Origin of the sequence: Dendrosporobacter quercicolus (assembly GCF_900104455.1) — a bacterium.
In the GTDB taxonomy this organism is placed as follows: Bacteria; Bacillota; Negativicutes; order DSM-1736; family Dendrosporobacteraceae; genus Dendrosporobacter; species Dendrosporobacter quercicolus.
In genome coordinates this window covers 207055-227720 of sequence record NZ_FNHB01000004.1, presented here as the reverse complement: position 1 = coordinate 227720, position 20666 = coordinate 207055, and the positions used below count along the sequence as shown (strand labels likewise).

Below are 20666 nucleotides of genomic sequence, written 5' to 3'. Positions count from 1 at the left end.
TGTCCGATATGCGCGGCTTCTCCGCCGCGCCGGGCAAAAAAAGTCCTCGCATTCTAGTCTTAAAATTTAAGTGACTCACGGTACTGGAAGAAAAGGATTGAGGCAGATCGTGATTTTTACAGCGGCAATACCAGCGCATTTGGCTGAATTTAACCCGGGCAAATAGCGGGCTTTTAGCGGACAATTAAGTAGACAGGAGGAGAGAGCCATGTTTAGCGTGTTTAATTTAGCCAAAAAGTTTGGCGATGTGGAAGTACTGAAAAATATTACTATGCATATCGCTCAAGGTGAAGTTGTTTGCATCATTGGACCGTCTGGTTCCGGCAAAAGCACTTTTCTCCGTTGTTTAAATCTTCTTGAGGTTCCAACGGATGGTAAAATTTACTATAATGGCAATGTTCTTGACGCCGAGCTGGACAGTAGAAAACTTCGCAGAGAGGTTGGCATGGTATTTCAGAGATTCAATCTTTTTCCGATGTTTAGCGTATTGAAAAATATTACCTACGCTCCTATGCATATCAATAAAATGAAAAAATCCGACGCTGAAGCGTTAGCAATGGATTTGCTGGGGAAGGTCGGCCTGGCGGATAAAGCGCAAGCCTATCCCTCCACGCTGTCCGGCGGCCAGCAGCAGCGTGTGGCAATCGCCCGCGCGCTGGCCATGAAGCCCAAAATGCTGCTGTTTGACGAACCGACTTCAGCGCTCGACCCTGAACTTGTCGGCGATGTTTTGGCGGTAATGAGAAAGCTTGCAACTGAAGGAATGACCATGGTGGTTGTCACTCATGAAATGGGTTTTGCCAAGGAAGTCTCCGACCGTGTCATCTTTATGGATAAAGGGTATATCGTCGAGGAAGGACCACCGGAAAAGATGTTTAATCATCCGGAAAACGGCAGAACGAAAGAGTTTCTTTCAAGAGTGTTATAGGGGGGAGTACAATGAGTATTTTAAACGACCTGAATTTTGCCAAAGCAGCGACTTTTCTTATTCCTTCCCTGGTCAGCGGTTTGGGTGTGGTGATTGAGGCAACTGTTCTTGGCTTTTTGCTGGCGATTGTGCTGGGAATGATCATTGCGATCGGTAGGCTGAGCAATGTAAAAGCAATCAGGGGATTTTTATATATTTTTTTAGAAATTGTCCGCGGTACGCCACTGCTGGTGCAGCTGGTTTATATCTATTATGTTGTCCCGTTGTTGATTGACCTGGCTGCCATGCTTTTGTTTAACTATTCAACAAATATGCAAATTTCATCGCTGACAGCGGGTATTCTGGGTTTAGGGATTAATTATAGCTGCTACATGTCTGAAGTAATCCGCTCGTCTATTCTAGCGATTGATAAAGGTCAGACTGAGGCTGCGCTGGTGTTGGGTTTCGGGAAATATCAGGCTTTATTCCGCATCGTCATACCGCAGGCCATCCGGAATGTCATACCTTCGCTTGGCAACTATCTGGTGATGATGGTTAAAGACACTTCCCTGCTGGCTTATGTGGCGGTAAATGAATTGTTATTGCGAACGCAAACATTTGCTTCACAGACTTTTTTGACCATTGAATCCTATACTTATCTGGCAATTGCCTATTTAATCATTAGTATCCCGTTGTCTCATCTGGTCAAATATATTGAACACAAAATGAAAAATTAAAGAATTCGCCTGGCAAAGAAAGAATGTAGCAGAAATGCTTTAATATATAATTTAAATAAAATTATGTTGAGGAAAGGATGAGTGTTTATGCAAAAAGGCAGAATCATAGGGAGGATTTGCGCTGTTTTCATGCTGACTTTATCTTTACTGGTTACAGGCTGCAGTTCAACTTCAGAGGAAAAAAATGCAACTCCCGCCGTGAAACATGATCCCAATGCCAGTGAAACCTTAAACCGGCTAAGGGCAAAAGGCGTTTTAGTTGTAGGCTCGTCCAATGATGCCCCTTTTGCTTATATTGATGCAACCAATAACCAGTTTTCCGGCATTGATGCAGTGATTATCAAAGAGGTAAGTAACCGCCTGGGAATTCATAAGGTGGAGATGAAGCAAATACCTTTTGAGAATCTTCTCATTGAGTTAAACAATAAAACAATAGATATGGTCACTGATGCAATGTATGTTAAGCCGGAACGGCTGGAAATCGCATTATTTACCGACATCTGGTACAAAGAAGGGGAAGCCATTGTTACCAAGCTGGATTCTTCCATTAAAAGCAAAGAAGATTTAAAGAATATCGTATTGGGCGGCCAAAAAGGAACGGCCTTTCTTGAACTGGCGCAAAAATGGCTGAGTGAAGGGAAAATAAAAGATCTGAAAATATTCAGCAGCCAGTCTGAGCTAATGATGGCGGTGAATACCGGTAAAGTTGACGCCTGCGTGACTGACGGTATTGTTGCTGCTTATACGCTGCGTCAGGACTCCAGCCTTAAATTGAAAATATTAAGCCCTTATGAGGCGGAGGCAGCCGGTAAAATAGGCGCGGCCCTCCGGTTTGAGGATAAAGCGTTTCTGGCGGAAGTTAACAAGGTGCTGAATGAAATGAAAGAAGACGGAACTTTATTGAAGATTTTAAAAGATTTTGGCTTAAGTGAAGATTATTTTGTCAATGTTGAGGATGGAAAAACTAAAAATATCAAATAGTTTACCAGAGAGAAAAATATGAACAAGAAACTGGCGGGCGCCCAATACCAAGGGCCGGCCAGTTTCTTTGTTTTAGGTCTTAATGTCTATAGCCGCCGATGTACCCCGTTGCCATAACATAAAATTTACCTGGATTAAACTGCCGCTTATCGTGGCGGGAAGAAATGTGTCAACAACCCCGTCCCCTATGACACACTAGGAAACTTTGTTTTTGTACACCTGGAGGATATCGCTGCAGGGAGAGTTTTAGTCCGGTAAACAAAAGCGAACAAAAACAAATAAAAACAAATTATAATTCGGAAATTATTGATTTATGTTAGTTTATGTAATAAAGTATTAGGTAAATATGGAAGATGTTTCAGTTAATTCATTACTTTTTCCGTATGTTTGCACCGAAGCCCAATGACTGTCCGGATGAAGAATTTGCTGCAACGTTCTGCTTGTATCCCGTGTCTGCCCAGACATCTCCACATTGGATAACGCGGGATAAAGATAGATTATTTAATAGGAGTGAAGGGTTGTGAAAAAAAGTAAGACGGGAAAATCAGTTGCAGCGGTTGTATTAGCCACTCTGGTTGGTGCGGCGGCGCCTGCTGGGGCTCAGGAGGCGGCTGCCGCTAAGGACACTGAACTGCCGACAGTCATGGTAACGGCGCAAAAGCCAGGCGAGGAACCGGTATACAGCCGTCTGGCCATTCCGGCGAGCAGCAAGGCGGCGACGGAAGTCATTACCCGGGAAGAAATTGAAGCCATGCATCCCAAGGATGTGCTGGAAATACTGGAACGGGTCAGCGGGATTACCGGTACGCGCTGGGGCAATAAAGGCTATTACAAAGTCCAGGCGCGCGGCGGCGATACGATCGGCATCATCATTGACGGGATTTATTTTCCTGACACCCAGGCGTCGCGTGTTTTGGCCAATCTACCGGTTGATCTCATCGAATCAATCACCATTGCCCGGGACGCCTCGATTCTGACGCTGGGGCCTGTGGCCAATTTTGCGGCCAATTCCGCCAAGGGCGGCGCGCCCAGCCAGGGGTTCATTATCATCAAAACCCTGACAGTAACCGGGCCTGTCGACAAAGCCAGGCTGAGCTACGGCACTTTCGACACGGAAAAATTCAGCATCATCCATGGCGATAAAGCCGGTGACACGGCCTATTATGCGCTGGGCTACGCCAAAGACAGAAGTGACGGCCGGTCCGGCTGGAATAACGAAAGAAATTTTGATACATATTTTGTCAAGACCGGGGATAAAGGCGAAGACTGGTTTGCCGATATGACTCTGATTGTCAACAATGGCCGGAGCGGCCAGCAGGCATGGTTTGAGCCGGATGGCAGCTACAAGAATTCCAGCCTTGGCAAATGGGATCCCCTTAATACAACGCTGGTTACAGCCAGCGCGGGCAAACTATGGGATGAAAACCATACGACAACGTTCAGCTTTGGCTATAGCTCGGTGCGCTCCAGCCGGATTACGCAGGACCCATCGCCGACAATAAAGCCAAGGTGGGAAGAAAATGAATACCTGCGCGAACTAAATCTGGCCCATACGCTGAAGTTTGACCGGGATACGCTCAAATTTGGCGTCCAGGCTATGTGGTGGCATTCGCCGACCGGGGTGGGGGGCCAGGCCGGCTATGAACGCCAGGAGGAGCTGTATGGCTACTATTTGTACGGGGAGCGGCAGGTTAATGACAAACTGACGCTGGACAGCGGAGTGCGAATGGATAAAAAGCATATTACCAAAGGCGTCGCCAAGTATTTTGCGAACGGCAGCAGCAACATCCAATACGATTCGACCTATGGGGAGCTATGGGAGAAAGAAGCCTTCAGCTTTTCGCTGGGAGGGGCCTACCGGCTGGATCCGGTCTATACCCTGTCTTCGCGGTTCTCTTACTCACGCCAGCCGGCGGGCCGGTATCTGCTTACGGACAACAACGAATTGCTTGACGCGGAAGTGCGTTATAAATATGAAACAGGCGTTACGGCCAGCTATAACAAGGCGCTGAGTGCCTCACTGACGGCATTTTATTATGATATCGATGATGCCCGGGTTGCTACGGGCAATATGTATTACGATGCAGAGAATGGTGTCAATGTTTCAACCTATACCGGACGGGATTTGACGCGCAAGGGGCTGGAGCTGTCGGTCCATGGCCGTTTGTCCGGCGCATTCGGCTATAAAGCCGGCTATGCTTATTTTACTTCGAGCGATGCCCTGGATGACAGCTATATACCGCACAGCAGCTATAATCTGGCGCTGAACTACCGGCAGGCTGACGTTGCAGCCAATATCAGCCTGTTGCATCTCAGCCGGTTTAAAAGCTCGATGGGCGACGCGACTCCGTTAGGCGGCTATACCACGATTGACGCCAATATCAGCAAAGAACTGGATGCGCGGACCAAGCTTACCCTGTATGGCCGCAATATTACCGACCGGCGTTATGGCAGAGGCATGAACTTTTATGATGCCGGAGCCGAGTACGGGATAGAGCTCAGCAAGAGATTTTAAACAGGACAGGCCGTTGCAAAAAAACAGTATGCGCGGGACAGGCTATGATCAGGTGCAAGGGGAGGTGCTGCGATGAAAATAGAAAGGTATGTTCTGTTAGGCGCTTTGCTGATGCTTTTCCTGTCCGGCTGCCAGAACGCTTTTCAGGCTCAGCCGGCGGCAAGCCCAAAGCAAGTGACGATTACCGATGCCAGCGGCGCAAAGGTGGCAATTCCGGCGCGGATTGAGCGGATCGCTGACGCCTGGCCCGCTCATAACGAGGTTGTGTGTATGCTGGGGGCGGGCGGTAACATTGTTGCGACAACGACTGCGGCGGCGCAGCGGCCCTGGATGAAGGTCGTCAATCCGCAAATGGGTCAGGCGGTTACGGCTTTTGATCAGACGGGTGTAAATTTAGAAAGCCTGATGGCCGCCAAGCCGGACATCGTTTTTATGCCGCTGAATAGTAAAAGTGCGCGGCAAATAGCTGATTTGCAGATACCGGTTGTTCAATTAATGTTTCATGATTTTGACAGTTTGAAGGAGTGCTTCCGGTTAACCGCCGCCATTCTTGGCGGGGAAGCAAAACAGAGAGCGGACAACTATATTGCGTATCTGGATGGCAACCTCAACCGGATAACCGGGGTAACGGCGGGCATTTCTCCGGAACAAAAGCCGAGAGTGCTCCATATTACCAGGCTTGCACCGCTTATGGTAGACGGAAAAAGCAGCATGATTAACGCCTGGATAGAGGTTGCCGGAGGAGTCAATGCCGCGGATATCGGCGGTGAAGCATCAATGGAACAACTGCTGGCCTGGGATCCTGACGTTATTATCTTTGGCAATACGGCGCTGGCATTGAACGGTGTGGAAGATGGGGAAAAAGCACTGAACGAGCTGTTGCAGGATGAAAAGTGGCGGCGTTTTAAAGCGGTACAAACGGGCAAGGTGTATATCAATCCGGAGGGGGCATTTTTCTGGGACCGGTACGGTGCGGAAGCCGCTTTGCAAATTCAGTGGGCGGCCAAAATCCTGCATCCCGATAAGTTTCAGGATATTGATATTGTTCAGGAAACGCAGTATTTCTATCGGACTTTTTTTCATTATGATCTTTCGGCGGCGGAGGCACTCAGAATGATCGCCGGTAAACCTCCGGCCCGGTGAGGGTTAATCTGCCCGGACAGGGTGAAAAAGATAACGGCTGATTGTAAAGAGGTGACGATATGAATGGATTGATCAATTGGGCGGCTTTAGAGCGGCGGTACAGGAAAATGCCGTTTGCCAATTTGGGGGAAGAGGCGCAAAAAAAACAATGGGACGGTTTTGCCGATATGTATGACGGCATGGCTAAGCTGGAAAAGGAATTTACCAGAAACCAGGTGGATCAGATGCGGTTGTCGGCTGAAGATTCAGTCGTGGACATCGGCTGCGGTCCAGGGCGGTTATCTGTTCCGGTGGCAAAAAAGGTAAAGAGTGTCACCGCTGTGGATGTTTCCGATGAGATGCTGGCAAGGTGTCTGAAAAACGCCAGGCATGAAGGAATCGAAAATATTACGCCGCTGAACTTTAATTGGCTGGCGGAGGACGCGGTAGAAAAAATTGGCAAACATGATATTGCGATTGCCTCACGCTCTGTGGGGTTTTCCGATTTGGTTAAAATCAATCATGTTGCCAGGAAATATGTCTATATTTTAGGGTGGGCCAATGCACCAAGCCTCCGGGAGATACAACTGGATTTTCTTGCCGGCATTGCGCCGGAAAAAACGCCGTACGATCCTTTGGCCCGTATGTTTGGCTATAATATGATGTTTAACATGGTATACGATATGGGGGCAAATCCGAATATTGTCATAGTTGACGACGGCTTTGAACGCGATTATGTTTCCCGGGAACAGGCTTATGAGGACCTGCGTTTTGTCGGCGATATTCCCCCGGAATATGAAGAGCAGTACCGCAGGAATGTTGACCGGTATTTGACGCCAAAGCGGGATGGCGGCTTTAAACTTCTAAGAAAGACCAAAACCTTTGTCATGTGGTGGCGTTCGGATGAGGTCAACCGGTGAGGTCATAGCGAAAAAGTAAAGTATTGTCCTGAAGCGTTCCAGGACAATACTTTACTTTTTTGGCGAAATCCTCTTGGGTTAGTCTAAAGGGTAAAACGCTGGTTCTGCAATTCTTTTTTCTAGAGGAATGTTTGGGAGGGGTTCAGCTTCCGCCTGCTCTCTCTTACGCCATTCTGCGGGGAAGTGCTATTGCGCAAAAAAATAGCAATATAACTGCAAGGTTCTTGAAATATAGGGGATAATATCGGGACAGACCTTTTGCTGCTGAATACTCCAATTCTGTTGCAGCCGGAATGTAAAAACACAGCCTGTAGCGAAGCAGCTGATGGCGTTTCGCCTGGCGGGGCAGGGAATTATGACCAACTATCCATCAAGCAAACATATTTACGTAATAGTGAACCAATTGTATGAAGCGAGAATTGATCATTGGCTGGGTGACACACTTGGGTCATGGCGCTGGTGGGTTCTGATCGGCGTGCTTATCCTGCCCTGGTTTATCTGGTACAGGTTGGTTGATAAAAAGAAGCTTCCTGAGTTGGTTTTATTCGGGCTAGTTATTATGGTATTTGCCAGTTCGCTGGATGAAATTGGTTTTGTTACCGGCCGCTGGAGTTATCCGGTAGAGGTTGTACCAATGCTCCTTCGGTTGGTGCCTGCTGATTATACCGTACTACCAATAACTTTTATGCTGATCTATCAATATTGCCCTACCTGGAAGCGTTACTTTTGGCGGTTAGTCATCATTTCGTCGGTGTTCGCATTTATTGCAGAGCCGTTGCTCGTATATTTTGGTTTCTATATCCTCATTAACTGGTTTTACTGGTATTCATTCATCGGCTATATTATTATGGGCTCAGTAGCAAGATGGATCGTGAGAAAAATATTTGATACAGCGCGAAGCTGAATTGGGCCGGCGCCCGGAGCGGCAGGCGAATAGCTTTCCGGACCGCCCGGTACTACTGATTTTCGCCAGTACCGGCAAACGCATTATAGAACACGGTTTGACTTTTATCATAGCGTTTATCATGGTTTGGATGAGGCGAGGAGGTTTCCGCGGGATAGCCGACCGGCAGCAATACAACCGGAATTATATTGGCGGGTAAAGCGAACGCAGTTTGTATCGCGTCCGGATCAAAGTGTCCGACCCAAGTACTGCCCAGACCTAAATTGGCGATTTCCAACATCATATGAGTCGCAACAATACTAGCGTCGACAGCGCCGCTGTCGTTGTTATCATAAGATCTTTTCCAGCTCACGGTATTGTCATAGCAGACAAGCAATGCCAAAGGCGCATTGAAATGATACGGTGTGCAATTCTGTAATTTGCTCAAACCGGCTTGACTGTCGATAACAAGGACCCTCTGGGGTTGAAAATTCACTGCGGTTGGAGCAAGGCGGCCAGCTTCCAGAATCCGGTCCTTTTCTTCGTTTCAACTTGCTGTTTGGTGAATTTTCTAACGGAATACCTTGCTTTTGCCAACTCTAAAAAATCCATGGTAACGCCTCCGTCATTTTTTTTTATGAGCATGGGTTAAGTCTTTACTCATTATTATTTTAACTAATTTTTTACAAAATGAAAGTACGCACTTTTTTGTGGCATACTTTCTAACAGGATAGTGGTAATTTACGCCGCATATTGGGGGCAGACAGCCGTTACACGCCAAAAATGCTGCAGCGCTTACAATGTTATTAGGATAACCTGATTGCTTGCAATCATGTTACAGGTTCAAATACTTTTCGGGATTAACTTGGCGGCCATGCGGATTAAAAAAACAACGCAGGCCGTTTTTTGGCGGTTGCTTTACTTTGAACAACCACGTCCGGCTTGGCAATACTCATTTTGATCATTCGAAAAAACTCAAATTACGGCAAATACCACTTTTAAACGACAAAAAATTGTCATTTCAAGTAGTTTCGCCCATAAAACACTTATTTGCTTATGACAGCGCTTAACAGCAAGAAATTTAAGGCTATTCTCAGGGGAAAAATACATGCTTTTAGCATATTTATTCCAATTTTGTAAGGTATACTTTAAAAGAATTTATGTTAAGACGGCAATGGTGAATAGGGGGGCTTTGTTTGGCAAGAGCAATGAAAATATGGAGTTCTGTTTTTATTGCCATTTTTATCAGTTTGGTTCATTCGGGAATTTGTTTGGCCGGCATCAATGCCGCGGGAATCTATCAGGAAGCGTTATGGGTAAGTATGGATTTGCCGGCGGAACAGCGTAAACAGATTGACGACATTATTGTTGAGAAAGCAAAACAGGTAAAAAACCTGCAGAAAGTGCAAAAAATTGATGGTATGGATAATTTTGTTCAGCTATATACTCTCATGAATTACTTGGAGGAGATGAACAATATCCGGACAGAGATTAATAGTAAAATCCTGCAGTTATTGCCGCCTTCCCAAAAACAAGTATTTGAAATGCAACTGGAAAAAAAACAGGATCTTATCGAAAAGACGGCGGCGATGATATTGGCGTTAGACCTTTCCGATAAGCAACAGGCGGCAATCATTAACTCATTGCTCAGGAATCAGAAGAAGGTGTGGTCTGTTGTCGCCAAAAAATCACTTTCCTGGGAAGAAAGGAGAAAAAAACTAAATAAAACCAATCCATTAAGAATGATCCATGGCACACTGACCAGAGATCAAATCAAGAATCTGGCTTTATGGTTAAAGTCAGTTTAACCGGCAAAAGTGATTGCAGGCATTCCTACAAAACGGAGGGCGGAAAATGTTACTGAACCAAGCCGAAACCAAAAACTGCCGGATTCATTCTACCGCGATCGTTTCAGCCAGCGCCCGCCTGGGCAAAAACGTGGAAGTTGGTCCTTATGCCATAGTCGGCGGCGACGTCGTCATTGGAGAAAACACCAAAATCGGGCCTCATGCGGTTATTGACGGCTGGACCAGAATTGGCAAGGCGTGCATGATTTATGCTGCGGCGTCAATCGGCAGCGAACCGCAGGACAGGAAGTTTAAAAATGAAAAAAGTTATGTAGTTATTGGTGACAATACCCATATTCGTGAATTTGTCACAATTCATAGAGCCATCGGAGTTGAGCAGGAAACACGAATTGGCGACAGCTGCCTTTTATTGGCCTATAGTCAGGTGGCGCATAATTGTTTGGTCGGCAATCATGTCATCCTGTCAAACGCCGTCAACCTTGCCGGCCACGTAAGGGTAGAGGACCGGGTAACCATTGGCGGGCTGGCCGGTGTTCATCAGTTTGTAAAAATTGGCCGGAATGCAATGATTGGCGGAGCTGCCAGGGTTGTTCAGGATGTGCCGCCGTTCATTACTGTTGCCGGCAATCCGGCGAAACCGGCCGGCTTAAATACGGTAGGACTGATTCGCTCTGGAATTAACGAGGAAACGCGCCGGATATTAAAGCAAGCGTATAAGATTTTGTATCTTGCCGGGTTGCCGTTTTTTCAAGCGGTGGAAGCGATCGAGCAGGGACTTCCTCATCATGGGGAGGTAAGGGATTTTATTCAATTCCTGCGCAGCTCAGAACGGGGAATATGCCGGATAGCGCCTAGGTGCAATAGTTAAGGTCAGTTCACGGATGAAGGTTGTAGTATTCGTCTCGAGCTGCCCAGCGGCTATTCGTTGTTTATTTATACAAGGAGGGGTTAGTGTGAGAAAAGAGGCCTTGATTTTTTTCGTTTGTTTATTTGGCAATATTGCTCCGGCCTGGGCTGCTCCCATCAATAACCTGGATGTGGGAAGTTCGGCGTATGGCGTGATGTGGGGCACCAAAAGCAATACTTATTATGGCGAGAGCCAGGTCACGGAAACGTTAGCTATTGGGGTTCAGTCCACTGTGTGGAAAAACAGTCATACGGTCAATGAATTTTTCGGTCAGTTTGATATTGATGATCAAACTAAAACGATCATTGGCACCAGATATTTTGATTCAAAGACCAGAGCTTACCTGGGGGTTGCGCTGGCCACTCCGGTGAATTTTGAGTGGACAACTTATCTGTCCGCAATGATCGGCAAAGGGTTTCATGAGTTGACGGCCGGCGCCAGTTACCAGTTAAGCGATAATACTGATATTGATTTTAGTTATCGTCATTACCGGTATCACCATAATAAAGACAGTATAATGATTGGCTTGACATATAAAACGTGGTAGCTGCAATGACGGATGCCAGGTGAGTAGGTGCGGCCGGACCATACTTGACTGATTAGCGGTGAAGCCGTAGTTTTCGCAACAGGATCCATAGATAAAGGTAAAAGGCTATGGTGTTGCCGTCCCCTGCGGATGAAAAACATAAGCATTTTTGACAGATTGTATATATTTGGGGAATCAGGAAGACCATGAACAAAAAAGGCAAGCTGAGATTATGGATAATGGCAATTTTTTTCTCAACAGTACTGGCTATCGCTGTGACAAGCGGCTCAATTGAGTCGACTGCTCAATCAGCTGCCGCCGGCATTGTACAAGAACGGCAAATAGCATCTGAAGAGTTGAAGGATAATGATCTAACGACTATTGAGGTTTTATTCAGGTTCGATCATCCAGGGAAGGATAGCCTGCTTAAATATAATCATTTTTTAGCGCGTATAGGGCCTGTGGAGCAGGTTGGCGCCGGTGCGGACGGCATGGAAAGCTGGCGCTATGTCAGGATGAGCAAAAAACTGCCGGGTGGTTTTAAAATCAACGCCGGACTAGGAAAAGGCCGATTTGGCAGTACGCTTGTTAAAACCGAGACCCTGTTTCATACTATTATATTAGTTGAAACTGATGATTCGCCGTCAACAACGTTAATGCTTGAGTATCAGTTTTAACAATTGCTTACTGGAAGTTACCAGCGGGTGCCTTTTAGCCGTTTACGATAGGCCGTCAGGAAAATAATTAGGAAAAATACCGGATTGAAAATCATTTTATCAGCACAAGAACCACAGGCAGCGATGGCGTTATTGCTGTCTGTCTTTTTTTTGGCAAAAAGTAAGGCTAAGCTCCAGCGTCCGGCTGTTTAAGACCAACGCAATGGATATAAAAAGGGGATGAAAGGCCTGCCAAAACAGGACTGAAGTCCAATACTGCCGTTAGCTGAAATGCCCGATATTATTTATAGGAAGCAGACAAATCTGTTTAGAGATTGGCAATTGATTGCAAGGCGGTTGAATTTTACAGGCCTTAATAGGCTAAGGAGGTAAGCCAGTCAATGTGGAGTTTGGAGAATGTAGAAACCAGGGCGCAAAAGTACGGCGACTCTTTCTTTATTCCCAGTCGGACTGAGCGAAGCGGCCAGAAGCCCGGCAAACGGGTAAGGCTGCATTTTCTGTTAGCAGCGCCGGAGCTTGGAGAACCGAGAGCAGAACGCCTGTGGGTTGAAATTGTGAATATAAAAGCGGCCGGGAGCCGGTATGAGGGGATCTTGGTCGTTCAACCGGTTTATATAAAAAATTTAAATTGCGGTGATACAATTGAGTTTGGCGCCGAACATATTGCCCAGACGATCCTTATACAGAATGACGGGGGGGGGCAGTATGCCGATAAACTAGCCCTGGTATCGGCTTTGTGTCTTGAACCGGGAGAGTCATTTTGTTGTATCCGCCGGGAAACTCCGGAGTGTGACGAGGACTCCGGCTGGCGCATTTTCACCGGCTATGAACCTAGCGGCTATGCCGAGGAATGCTCGAATATCCGGCTGATTGAGATTGGGTGCCTGCTGGCAAAAGATGCAAGCTTATTTGAAGTTTTCCAAATTGGCGGTATTGGTGCAGCCTTTAAAAGATCACGACCGGGCCAACCCTGGAGAAAAGTGAAGGACTAAAGGCGAAACTATTTCGGGTTCAGCCCGGGCAGCAGCAGTTGCACAGACAAAAATCCTTTGCCCGTACCGGCAAAGGATTTTTGTCAATGGCCGAGCAGCCGGACACTGACAGTGAGCGCAAGCCATGAATATGCCTGGTATTAGTCCCGCCGGATTGTCTGCCAATTCTATTCCGCAATTGAGCCTGTTCTTTCTTGCTGAACATGTTATAATAGGATCAAGAATCGCGGTAAAGACTGGGGAAGTCTTGGGATTTACAAGTAAAAAGGCTCTGATTTTTCAGGTTTAAGGTCAGCTCCCGGTTGCGGTTTTTGCGGCGTTCCGGCGTAGCCGGGTTATAATGACGATAAGGGAGGGAGAAGCGGCTTCGCTGCGGGATGAATAAGACCAGTAAATTCAATGATCTAGTGTTTATCCTTATTATCGCTTTTCATTTATATAACCGTCAGTGGCCCTGGGGCGATACTTTGCAAACTGTGCTGGATACAGTATTTATTGTTACAGGAGTTTTAATTGTCGCCAAATATTATATTCTGGCGCGTAAATAGCTTGTTTGCGCAGCCGGCTGCGCACCGTCACGGGCATTATTCCGTGCCAACCCTTGTAATGTGAATACAGCGCCGGACTTTGGGCCATATTTAAACTAGACCGGCGGGAATTAGGAGATCATCATGCGAAAACTAGTATTGTTTTTCACTATGGCTTTGCTGTTGGCAGCGGGCTGGTATCATGTCAAAAGTGTTAAAAACAAACCTATTTATGCAAATGTTCTGCCGTATGAGGTGAAAATTGCCGATCAGGCGCTGTTTTGGCCTACGATCCAGGAACTGCCGGATTACGATGTGCAAAAAAGACTGAACAATACGTTACAGGAAGAACTGGACAGGTTGGCGGGTGATGCCGGGCAGATGCAGAAAACAACAATACGAACAGAATACCTGGTTCATTTTAACACAGCCAACATTCTGAGTTTGACAATTACTGAATCGCTTTTCCCTGAGCAGGCGGCTCATCCAATGGCATTTTTAAAGGCTTTTACGATGAATGCCCGGACTGGCCAAACGTATCAGCTGCCTGATCTATTCAAGTCCGGCAGTGATTATAAGGCGCGTATCAACGGCCTGATTCAACAGCAGATGATAACCAGAGGAATTACCTTTATTGCTCCGTATAATGGCCTGAAGGAAACCGGTCAGGAATTTTATCTTAGCGCCAAAGCGGTCATTGTTTTTTATCAAATTTACGAATACACACCTTATGTGTACGGTTTTTTAAAGTTTGAAATTCCCTATGAACAACTGGCCGATATCCTGAAGCCTGAATTTGGTCAGGCGGTATTATCCGCGCAGATAAACCTTAATAAAGCCAGGTCTGAGTTAGGCAAGAGTTCTAATATAAATTAGTTTTTTTGGAAAAGAGTTATTCGAATAGCTGTTGAGCGAGGGAAAACAGGCCGGCGCCGGCCTGTTTTCCCTCGCTCAGGATTGACTGATATTTCCCGGAAATAGGAGTGAAAATAAATTAATGGTTTGTTTACCAATAAAGACGGTATTGGCTGACTTGAAAGCTAGGCTTAACGCCAATGCGAATGTTGTTCTGATTGCTCCGCCGGGGGCCGGGAAGACCACGCAGGTGCCGTTGGCGCTGTTAGGAGAGGCCTGGCTGGCCGGCAGGCGAATTTTAATGCTGGAGCCGCGGCGCATTGCGGCCAAAGCTGCAGCCAGGTATATGGCTAAGTTGCTGGGTGAAGCCACAGGACAAACGGTTGGATACCGGGTGCGGCTGGATTCGTGCACCGGCCGGGATACCAAAATTGAGGTAGTCACCGAAGGGGTTCTTACCAGAATGATTCAGACCGATCCCGCCTTGGAAGATGTAGGTTTGATTATTTTTGACGAGTTTCATGAACGGAGTTTACAGGCCGATCTTGGTTTGGCTTTGTGTCTGCAAGCGCAAACCTTTTTACGGCAGGATTTAAAACTACTGGTGATGTCGGCGACAATGGACGCTGAGCCGGTGGCCGCCATGTTAAACAATGCTCCGGTAATGGTGAGTGAAGGCCGATCCTATTCCGTACAGTCTTTCCACAATGCCGTGCCGCCGGACACCAATATTGAGGCGGCTGTGACCAAAACAATCTTAAAAGCGCTTGAGCTGTCAACCGGCGATATTTTGGTTTTTTTGCCGGGGATTGGTGAAATCAGGCGAACGATAAAGCATTTAAAGCAGTACAAGCTGGCTGAATATGTAAAAGTTTTGCCGCTGCATGGGGGATTGCCGCCGGCCGAACAGGATGCAGCACTGCTGCCGGCGCGGCGGGGCTGCCGGAAAATTGTTTTGGCGACGGCCATTGCCGAGACCAGCTTAACGGTTGAAGGGGTAGAGGTTGTTATTGACAGCGGGCTGATGCGGGTACCGCGTTTTGCACCGCGAACGGGCATGACTCATTTGGCCACCGTCCCGGTTTCCCTGGCCGCCGCCAAACAACGGCAGGGACGGGCCGGCCGCCTGGGACCAGGACTGTGTTTTAAGCTTTGGAGCAAACAGGAAGAAGCCGGATTCAGCCCCAACAGCAGACCGGAAATTTATGACGCTGATCTGACATCACTTGCGCTGGAACTGGCAGCCTGGGGTGTAGCTGATCCTGCCGGGCTAAGCTGGCTGGATTGTCCGCCCCGGGCTGCATTCAGCCAGGCCCGTGAGTTGCTGTCCCGTTTAGGGGCCTTAGACCCGGACGGGATCATTACAGTCCATGGCCGCGCAATGGCCAGCCTGAGCTGTCAGCCCAGGCTGGCGCACATGATGCTGAAAGCGGTTCCGTTGGGGCTGGGGCCAATGGCATGTGAAATTGCGGCATTGTTAAGTGAGCAGGGCCTTCTGCGGAGGGCTGCGCCAGGTCAGGACGCTGATTTGCGCCTGCGGCTTGAGGTTATCCGCAATTGTCTTAGTAATAATACTTCGAAGGAGTTGGCTTCGACAGTTTACCGGCCAATCAGGAAGGAAATTGCTTATTGGAAAAGAAGTTTAAATATAACCGGTCAGGGCAGTGCCAGTGATATCGAGTCCTGTGGACTGCTGCTGGCTTTGGCCTATCCCGACCGGATCGCCCAGTCGCGCGGCGATGGGCGCTTTCTGCTGCAAAACGGGCGTGGCGCCAGGCTGGCGGCCAATCAGTTATTGGCCGCCGAGCGGTATATTGTTGCAGTTGAGCTGGATGACAAGGGGGCGGAAAGCCATATTTATTTGGCAATTGCCGTAAGTCTGGAAAGCATACTGCAGTGTTTTTCCAGCCAGATTTATCAGGAAACAGCGGTGCTCTGGGATCGCTCATCACAAAGCGTCCGGTCCAGAAGCAACTGGCGGCTGGGGGCTATTACGCTTAAGGAAGCGGTTACCAGACCGTCTGCCGATGCTTTGCTAACAGCTTTATTGGCCGGGATTGCCACTGAGGGCCTGGGCATTTTGCCCTGGACAAAAGCAGCCAGGCAGTTTCAGGCCCGGGTTAATTTTCTTCACTATTTGGATTGCACCAAATGGCCGGATCTGTCGGATTCCGTATTATTGAAGGATTTGAACGGCTGGCTGGCGCCTTTTCTCAGGGGAATAACCAGCCGGGAAGAACTGAAAAGTATTCACCTGTTTGCTATATTTGAAGCTATGTTTACCTGGCAAGACCGGCAGGAATTAGAGGAATTGGCTCCGGCCTGCATCCTTGCGCCAAGCGGCCGGCGGATTTTACTGGATTACAGCGACCCCGCCAAGCCGGTATTGGCAGCCAGGCTGCAGGAGCTTTTCGGCTTGACCGAAACACCGCGTATTGCCGGCGGAAAAGTTCCGCTAACGCTGCAGCTGCTGTCGCCGGCCTGCCGTCCAGTACAGGTAACCACAGATCTGGCCAGCTTTTGGCGTCAGGCCTACTATGCAGTAAAACGGGATCTCGCCGGCCGGTATCCCAAGCATTATTGGCCTGATGATCCCTTGCAGGCAATGACTGCCAAGCCGGTTAAACAGCGCAGTTAGCGTCTCAGGCGGAAAAAGACTGCATGCTAAGTCACCAGCCGGAGTTTTTAAGGAGTGAGACTAATGTTAAGTAAAATTAAGGCGGTCATTGAAAAAATAAAAGAACAACGCCCTTTGGTTCACCATATCACCAATTATGTTACTGCCAATGATTCGGCCAACATTACGCTGGCTGTCGGCGCATCGCCGGTTATGGCCAGTGAACCAAAGGAAGTCGAACAAATGGCGGCACAGGCGGCGTCACTTGTGTTGAATATTGGAACACTAAGTTCACTGACGGTTGAAGCAATGCTGGCCGCAGGACGGAAGGCCGCAGCCAAGGGTATTCCGGTTATTTTCGATCCTGTAGGGGCCGGGGCGACTGAATACCGTACTGCCGTCGCAAGGAGGATTCTGGCTGAAGTGAAGCCTGCTGTTATTCGGGGCAATATGTCGGAGATCACAGTTCTCGCTGGTGTGACTGCCGATATCAGAGGCGTGGATTCAGTAGCTGATGAAAGCAATGCCGAAAAAATCGCCGGACAGTTGTCGCAAAAGCTGGGCTGTGTCGTTGCAGTGACCGGGAAAACCGATTTTATTGCCAATGGCAATCAGGTGCGCCGCCTGGATAACGGCCATATTATGCTAACCAGGGTTACCGGCGCCGGTTGTATGAGTTCTTCACTGGTTGGCAGCTGCTGCGCCGTAACTGATGCGTTTACCGGAGCGGTAGCCGGCGTGGCAATGATGGGAATAGCCGGCGAAATGGCGCAACAGGCTTTGCAGCCGGGAGAGGGAACGGGATTGTTCAGGATGAGATTGTTTGATGCGGTATCGAGGCTGAATGGCGAGCTGTTAGGCCGCTATATCCGGCTTAGTTAGGCGGAGGTAGGGCGTGGCTTTGCAAAAATTAACCATGACAGCGTTGTTTATGGCAATAGGCGTTCTTTCGGCGCATATTGTGTATATCCCGTTAGGGGTCGCCAAATGTTTTCCCGTTCAGCATACCATTAATGTACTGGTTTCGGTATTTTTGGGGATGCGCTATTCGTTAAGCGCCGCGTTTGGCATAGCAGTGGTGCGGAATCTTGCCGGTACAGGCTCTTTGCTGGCTTTTCCAGGCAGTATGTTTGGCGCAGCCCTGTCGGGAATCATTTATCAAAAAACGAATAGTGTTGTTGGAGCCATAATCGGTGAAATGATTGGCACCGGCTTACTGGGGGGGCTTGTTGCCGTTCCCCTGGCCAAATATATTTTGGGAACCACAGCAGGCGCGTTTTTCTTTGTTGTTCCGTTTCTGATCAGCGCCGCCGGCGGCAGTTTAATCGCCTATGTTATTTATCTCACGCCAATCACTGCATTGTTTAGGGCTAAATTTGGCGAGTAAGCATTTGGTATATTAGGAGGTAATGTCAATGCCAAGTTTGGAAGTACATTATTTATTCAATAGTGGTTTTGCGGTTAAATCCGGACATAATTTACTGATCTTCGATTATTATCTTAATACGGCCGTTAATTTAGAACAATTGATTGACAACAGTGAAAATGTCTGGATTTTCTGTTCACATCGCCACGCGGATCACTATAATCCGGCAATCGGCCAGTGGCAGGACAAGGTATGCTCCTATTTTCTCAGCGATGATATTCGCTATGAGGAGGGCATTCGCCAGATAAAGAAGGAGAAAGTTGTCTTTATGACGCCATATGAGACGGCGGTATCAGGTGCATTGCGGGTGGCTACTTACGGTTCGACTGATGAGGGCGTTTCGTTTTATGTCGAAGTGGATGACTGGCGGCTGTTTCATGCCGGTGATTTAAACTGGTGGCATTGGAAGGGAGATACAGCTGAGAATATCCGGTTGGCTGAAGCCGCATTCAGGGCTGAAATGACGAAGATCGCTCATTTGAATTTGGATATTGCCTTTTTTCCAGTGGACAGCCGGCTGGAAGAGTACCGGGCGGCTGGGGTTGAAGTGTTTTGCCAGACTGTGACTGTGTCTCAGCTGATTGCCATGCACACCAGGGGGAAAGTGTGGTCGCCGCCGCCTAATTTCCCCGGGCAACAGCGGAACGTAACCGTGTGGTGCCCGGATCAATCAGGTGATAAAAGGATTTTTGCAAAAGAGAAGGATGTGTGAGTAATGAAAAAGTTATGGGTATTACTGTTGATGCTCGTGCTGCTGCCTGCTTTAGGCTGTTCCGGCAATCAAGCGAGTCCAACGCCTGCTCCGCCAGTTGCTGACAATACCGGCCAAACGGAAACTGCGGGCAAGAAAAACAGCCTGGCGTTGTTTGAAACATCCCAGGGAAATTTTAAAGTTGAATTATATGAAGATAAAGCGCCAGGTACTGCGAAAAACTTTATTACCCTGGTCAATAAGGGGTTTTATAATGGCCTGATTTTCCACCGGGTAATTGACGGATTCATGATTCAGGGCGGCGATCCCCAGGGCAATGGTACAGGCGGTCCGGGCTATACCATTGCTGACGAGTTTAATCGCAGCTTGCGTCATTCCTCGGCCGGAATTCTGTCAATGGCCAATGCAGGGCCTAATACCGGCGGATCACAGTTTTTTATTACGCTGGCTGCCACGCCCTGGCTTGATGACAAGCATGCCGTATTCGGCAAGGTCGTAGAAGGAATGGAAGTGGTGCAGGAAATCGGGAAAGTAAAAACCGGAGTGCAAGATAAACCGCTGACAGATGTCATTATTAAAAAAATTACGATTATCGAGTCTAAATAGTGGCTTATATTTATATTCTGGAGTGTTCTGACGGCAGCCTGTATACCGGTTGGACAATGAATTTAGAACACCGGGTCAGTTTGCATAACCGTGGGAATGGGGCCAAATATACCCGAAGCCGGAGACCGGTTAAGCTGGTGTATTTTGAAGAGCACCGAGACCGGAAAGAGGCGCAGAAAAGGGAATGGGCAATCAAACAACTGCCCCGCTCGGTGAAAATGAGCCTAATCGCTGATTTCAGCCGGAAGCATTGATGCAGCAGCGCCTCGGCATAAGGAGGTGATTCAGGTGATTGCGCCGCTGCAATTGCCTGAATTGGCAATACAGTGTTTACAGAGCGGAGTGCAAACTGGCGTGTTGGCTGTTAAGGCAAGCCTGCATTGTTGTAAATAAAGAAACGAATGAAATTTGCGTTCAGGTAATTGACATAATTATTTTGCTGTGATATCTTTATTAAGTCGCTGTGAACAGCAAGACAATCCCGGAAGCTGAATGCAGGGCCAAGGGTTAACATTCGAAGATTGCTGAAAAATTATCTTCGAAAAAATATATTGACACATATAAATTGGTGTGATAATATATAAAAGTCGCCAAAACGCGACGGCTTGAAAGAAAGAATGACGAAAGTGTTCCCTGAAAACTAAACAATGTAAGAACAAAAATGCCAGATGTGCCCTGAACAGTTCTACAGGAACTGTTCAGTACTAGCAGCATAAATGCTGCGTCGCGGTTGGAAAATCGCGAGTCAGTTTCTTAACTTTAAGAAATAAATAAAGAGCCATCAAGGTTCTTCATAATACTTTTATGGAGAGTTTGATCCTGGCTCAGGACGAACGCTGGCGGCGTGCCTAACACATGCAAGTCGAACGGTTTTTGGACGTTGGACTTTGGACGTTAGAGGTTGGAAAAAGCAAAAAAAGATTTGATCCAACATCCAATATCTAAAGT

21 protein-coding genes are annotated in these 20666 nt (G+C 47.7%); 20 read left to right on the top strand and 1 reads right to left on the bottom strand.

All coding sequences use genetic code 11. The features are described from left to right. Nucleotides 1-208 precede the first annotated feature (208 nt). From BLR06_RS10355 to BLR06_RS10325, 7 genes are all read left to right on the top strand, one after another. Nucleotides 209-928, top strand: coding sequence for an amino acid ABC transporter ATP-binding protein (locus BLR06_RS10355; protein WP_092072479.1), 720 nt, complete (start codon nucleotides 209-211; stop codon nucleotides 926-928). A gap of 11 nt (nucleotides 929-939) precedes the next feature. Next, nucleotides 940-1644: an amino acid ABC transporter permease gene (locus tag BLR06_RS10350; RefSeq protein WP_092072477.1), complete on the top strand. Its 705-nt coding sequence runs from the start codon at nucleotides 940-942 to the stop codon at nucleotides 1642-1644. A gap of 87 nt (nucleotides 1645-1731) precedes the next feature. Beyond that, the gene (locus BLR06_RS10345) at nucleotides 1732-2625 is read left to right on the top strand and encodes a substrate-binding periplasmic protein (RefSeq protein ID WP_092072474.1); all 894 of its coding nucleotides are present in this window, start codon (nucleotides 1732-1734) and stop codon (nucleotides 2623-2625) included. Nucleotides 2626-3145: 520 nt separating this feature from the next. Continuing rightward, on the top strand, nucleotides 3146-5140 hold the full coding sequence (locus tag BLR06_RS10340) for a TonB-dependent receptor (protein WP_092072471.1): 1995 nt from the start codon (nucleotides 3146-3148) through the stop codon (nucleotides 5138-5140). A 72-nt stretch (nucleotides 5141-5212) separates the two neighbouring features. Continuing rightward, entirely contained in the window at nucleotides 5213-6283 is a 1071-nt protein-coding gene (locus BLR06_RS10335; protein ID WP_092072468.1) for an ABC transporter substrate-binding protein, read from the top strand. 59 nt (nucleotides 6284-6342) lie between these two features. Beyond that, nucleotides 6343-7182 carry a class I SAM-dependent methyltransferase gene (locus BLR06_RS10330; protein ID WP_092072464.1) on the top strand — a complete coding sequence of 280 codons (840 nt, stop codon included), beginning with the start codon at nucleotides 6343-6345 and terminating at the stop codon, nucleotides 7180-7182. Nucleotides 7183-7537: 355 nt separating this feature from the next. Continuing rightward, complete coding sequence (locus BLR06_RS10325) at nucleotides 7538-8086, top strand: CBO0543 family protein (protein WP_092072461.1); 549 nt, start codon at nucleotides 7538-7540, stop codon at nucleotides 8084-8086. A 52-nt stretch (nucleotides 8087-8138) separates the two neighbouring features. Here BLR06_RS10325 and BLR06_RS10320 read toward each other — a convergent pair whose 3' ends face one another. Beyond that, the gene (locus BLR06_RS10320; protein WP_245698108.1) at nucleotides 8139-8561 is read right to left on the bottom strand and encodes a nitroreductase family protein; all 423 of its coding nucleotides are present in this window, start codon (nucleotides 8559-8561) and stop codon (nucleotides 8139-8141) included. Between the two features lie 700 nt (nucleotides 8562-9261). On the opposite strand from BLR06_RS10320, the gene BLR06_RS10315 reads away from it, so the two are divergent. From BLR06_RS10315 to BLR06_RS10260, 13 genes are all read left to right on the top strand, one after another. Beyond that, complete coding sequence (locus BLR06_RS10315; protein ID WP_092072458.1) at nucleotides 9262-9873, top strand: hypothetical protein; 612 nt, start codon at nucleotides 9262-9264, stop codon at nucleotides 9871-9873. A gap of 46 nt (nucleotides 9874-9919) precedes the next feature. Beyond that, the gene (gene lpxA, locus BLR06_RS10310) at nucleotides 9920-10741 is read left to right on the top strand and encodes an acyl-ACP--UDP-N-acetylglucosamine O-acyltransferase (RefSeq protein ID WP_092072455.1); all 822 of its coding nucleotides are present in this window, start codon (nucleotides 9920-9922) and stop codon (nucleotides 10739-10741) included. A gap of 85 nt (nucleotides 10742-10826) precedes the next feature. Continuing rightward, on the top strand, nucleotides 10827-11327 hold the full coding sequence (locus BLR06_RS10305) for a hypothetical protein (protein ID WP_092072452.1): 501 nt from the start codon (nucleotides 10827-10829) through the stop codon (nucleotides 11325-11327). Nucleotides 11328-11545: 218 nt separating this feature from the next. Beyond that, nucleotides 11546-11983, top strand: coding sequence for a hypothetical protein (locus BLR06_RS10300; RefSeq protein WP_139164482.1), 438 nt, complete (start codon nucleotides 11546-11548; stop codon nucleotides 11981-11983). A 380-nt stretch (nucleotides 11984-12363) separates the two neighbouring features. Next, a complete protein-coding gene (locus tag BLR06_RS10295) occupies nucleotides 12364-12975 on the top strand; it encodes an immunity protein Imm33 domain-containing protein (protein ID WP_092072446.1) in 612 nt (203 codons plus the stop codon). Between the two features lie 377 nt (nucleotides 12976-13352). Continuing rightward, nucleotides 13353-13523 carry a hypothetical protein gene (locus BLR06_RS19545; protein WP_173812843.1) on the top strand — a complete coding sequence of 57 codons (171 nt, stop codon included), beginning with the start codon at nucleotides 13353-13355 and terminating at the stop codon, nucleotides 13521-13523. Nucleotides 13524-13646: 123 nt separating this feature from the next. Continuing rightward, a complete protein-coding gene (locus tag BLR06_RS10290; RefSeq protein WP_092072443.1) occupies nucleotides 13647-14378 on the top strand; it encodes an RsiV family protein in 732 nt (243 codons plus the stop codon). Nucleotides 14379-14499: 121 nt separating this feature from the next. Next, a complete protein-coding gene (gene hrpB / locus BLR06_RS10285; protein WP_092072440.1) occupies nucleotides 14500-16995 on the top strand; it encodes an ATP-dependent helicase HrpB in 2496 nt (831 codons plus the stop codon). A 63-nt stretch (nucleotides 16996-17058) separates the two neighbouring features. Beyond that, entirely contained in the window at nucleotides 17059-17856 is a 798-nt protein-coding gene (thiM, locus tag BLR06_RS10280) for a hydroxyethylthiazole kinase (protein ID WP_092072437.1), read from the top strand. 13 nt (nucleotides 17857-17869) lie between these two features. Further along, the gene (gene thiW, locus BLR06_RS10275) at nucleotides 17870-18361 is read left to right on the top strand and encodes an energy coupling factor transporter S component ThiW (protein WP_092072434.1); all 492 of its coding nucleotides are present in this window, start codon (nucleotides 17870-17872) and stop codon (nucleotides 18359-18361) included. Nucleotides 18362-18389: 28 nt separating this feature from the next. After that, nucleotides 18390-19112: an MBL fold metallo-hydrolase gene (locus BLR06_RS10270; RefSeq protein ID WP_092072431.1), complete on the top strand. Its 723-nt coding sequence runs from the start codon at nucleotides 18390-18392 to the stop codon at nucleotides 19110-19112. A 3-nt stretch (nucleotides 19113-19115) separates the two neighbouring features. Beyond that, nucleotides 19116-19718, top strand: a complete 603-nt coding sequence (locus BLR06_RS10265) for a peptidylprolyl isomerase (RefSeq protein ID WP_092072428.1) — start codon at nucleotides 19116-19118, stop codon at nucleotides 19716-19718. After that, on the top strand, nucleotides 19718-19972 hold the full coding sequence (locus tag BLR06_RS10260) for a GIY-YIG nuclease family protein (protein ID WP_092072425.1): 255 nt from the start codon (nucleotides 19718-19720) through the stop codon (nucleotides 19970-19972). The genes BLR06_RS10265 and BLR06_RS10260 overlap by 1 nt, the downstream gene beginning before the upstream one ends. Nucleotides 19973-20666: the final 694 nt, after the last annotated feature.

Bases quoted from the DNA above. Each gene is read 5' to 3' on its own strand.
- BLR06_RS10350 (WP_092072477.1), top strand. From the start codon at position 940: ATGAGTATTTTAAACGACCTGAATTTTGCCAAAGCAGCGACTTTTCTT.
- BLR06_RS10295 (WP_092072446.1), top strand. From the start codon at position 12,364: ATGTGGAGTTTGGAGAATGTAGAAACCAGGGCGCAAAAGTACGGCGAC.
- BLR06_RS10300 (WP_139164482.1), top strand. From the start codon at position 11,546: ATGGCAATTTTTTTCTCAACAGTACTGGCTATCGCTGTGACAAGCGGC.
- BLR06_RS10355 (WP_092072479.1), top strand. From the start codon at position 209: ATGTTTAGCGTGTTTAATTTAGCCAAAAAGTTTGGCGATGTGGAAGTA.
- BLR06_RS10270 (WP_092072431.1), top strand. From the start codon at position 18,390: ATGCCAAGTTTGGAAGTACATTATTTATTCAATAGTGGTTTTGCGGTT.
- thiM (WP_092072437.1), top strand. From the start codon at position 17,059: ATGTTAAGTAAAATTAAGGCGGTCATTGAAAAAATAAAAGAACAACGC.
- hrpB (WP_092072440.1), top strand. From the start codon at position 14,500: ATGGTTTGTTTACCAATAAAGACGGTATTGGCTGACTTGAAAGCTAGG.
- BLR06_RS10325 (WP_092072461.1), top strand. From the start codon at position 7,538: ATGACCAACTATCCATCAAGCAAACATATTTACGTAATAGTGAACCAA.
- lpxA (WP_092072455.1), top strand. From the start codon at position 9,920: ATGTTACTGAACCAAGCCGAAACCAAAAACTGCCGGATTCATTCTACC.
- BLR06_RS10345 (WP_092072474.1), top strand. From the start codon at position 1,732: ATGCAAAAAGGCAGAATCATAGGGAGGATTTGCGCTGTTTTCATGCTG.
- BLR06_RS10265 (WP_092072428.1), top strand. From the start codon at position 19,116: ATGAAAAAGTTATGGGTATTACTGTTGATGCTCGTGCTGCTGCCTGCT.
- BLR06_RS10290 (WP_092072443.1), top strand. From the start codon at position 13,647: ATGCGAAAACTAGTATTGTTTTTCACTATGGCTTTGCTGTTGGCAGCG.
- BLR06_RS10330 (WP_092072464.1), top strand. From the start codon at position 6,343: ATGAATGGATTGATCAATTGGGCGGCTTTAGAGCGGCGGTACAGGAAA.
- BLR06_RS10335 (WP_092072468.1), top strand. From the start codon at position 5,213: ATGAAAATAGAAAGGTATGTTCTGTTAGGCGCTTTGCTGATGCTTTTC.
- BLR06_RS19545 (WP_173812843.1), top strand. From the start codon at position 13,353: ATGAATAAGACCAGTAAATTCAATGATCTAGTGTTTATCCTTATTATC.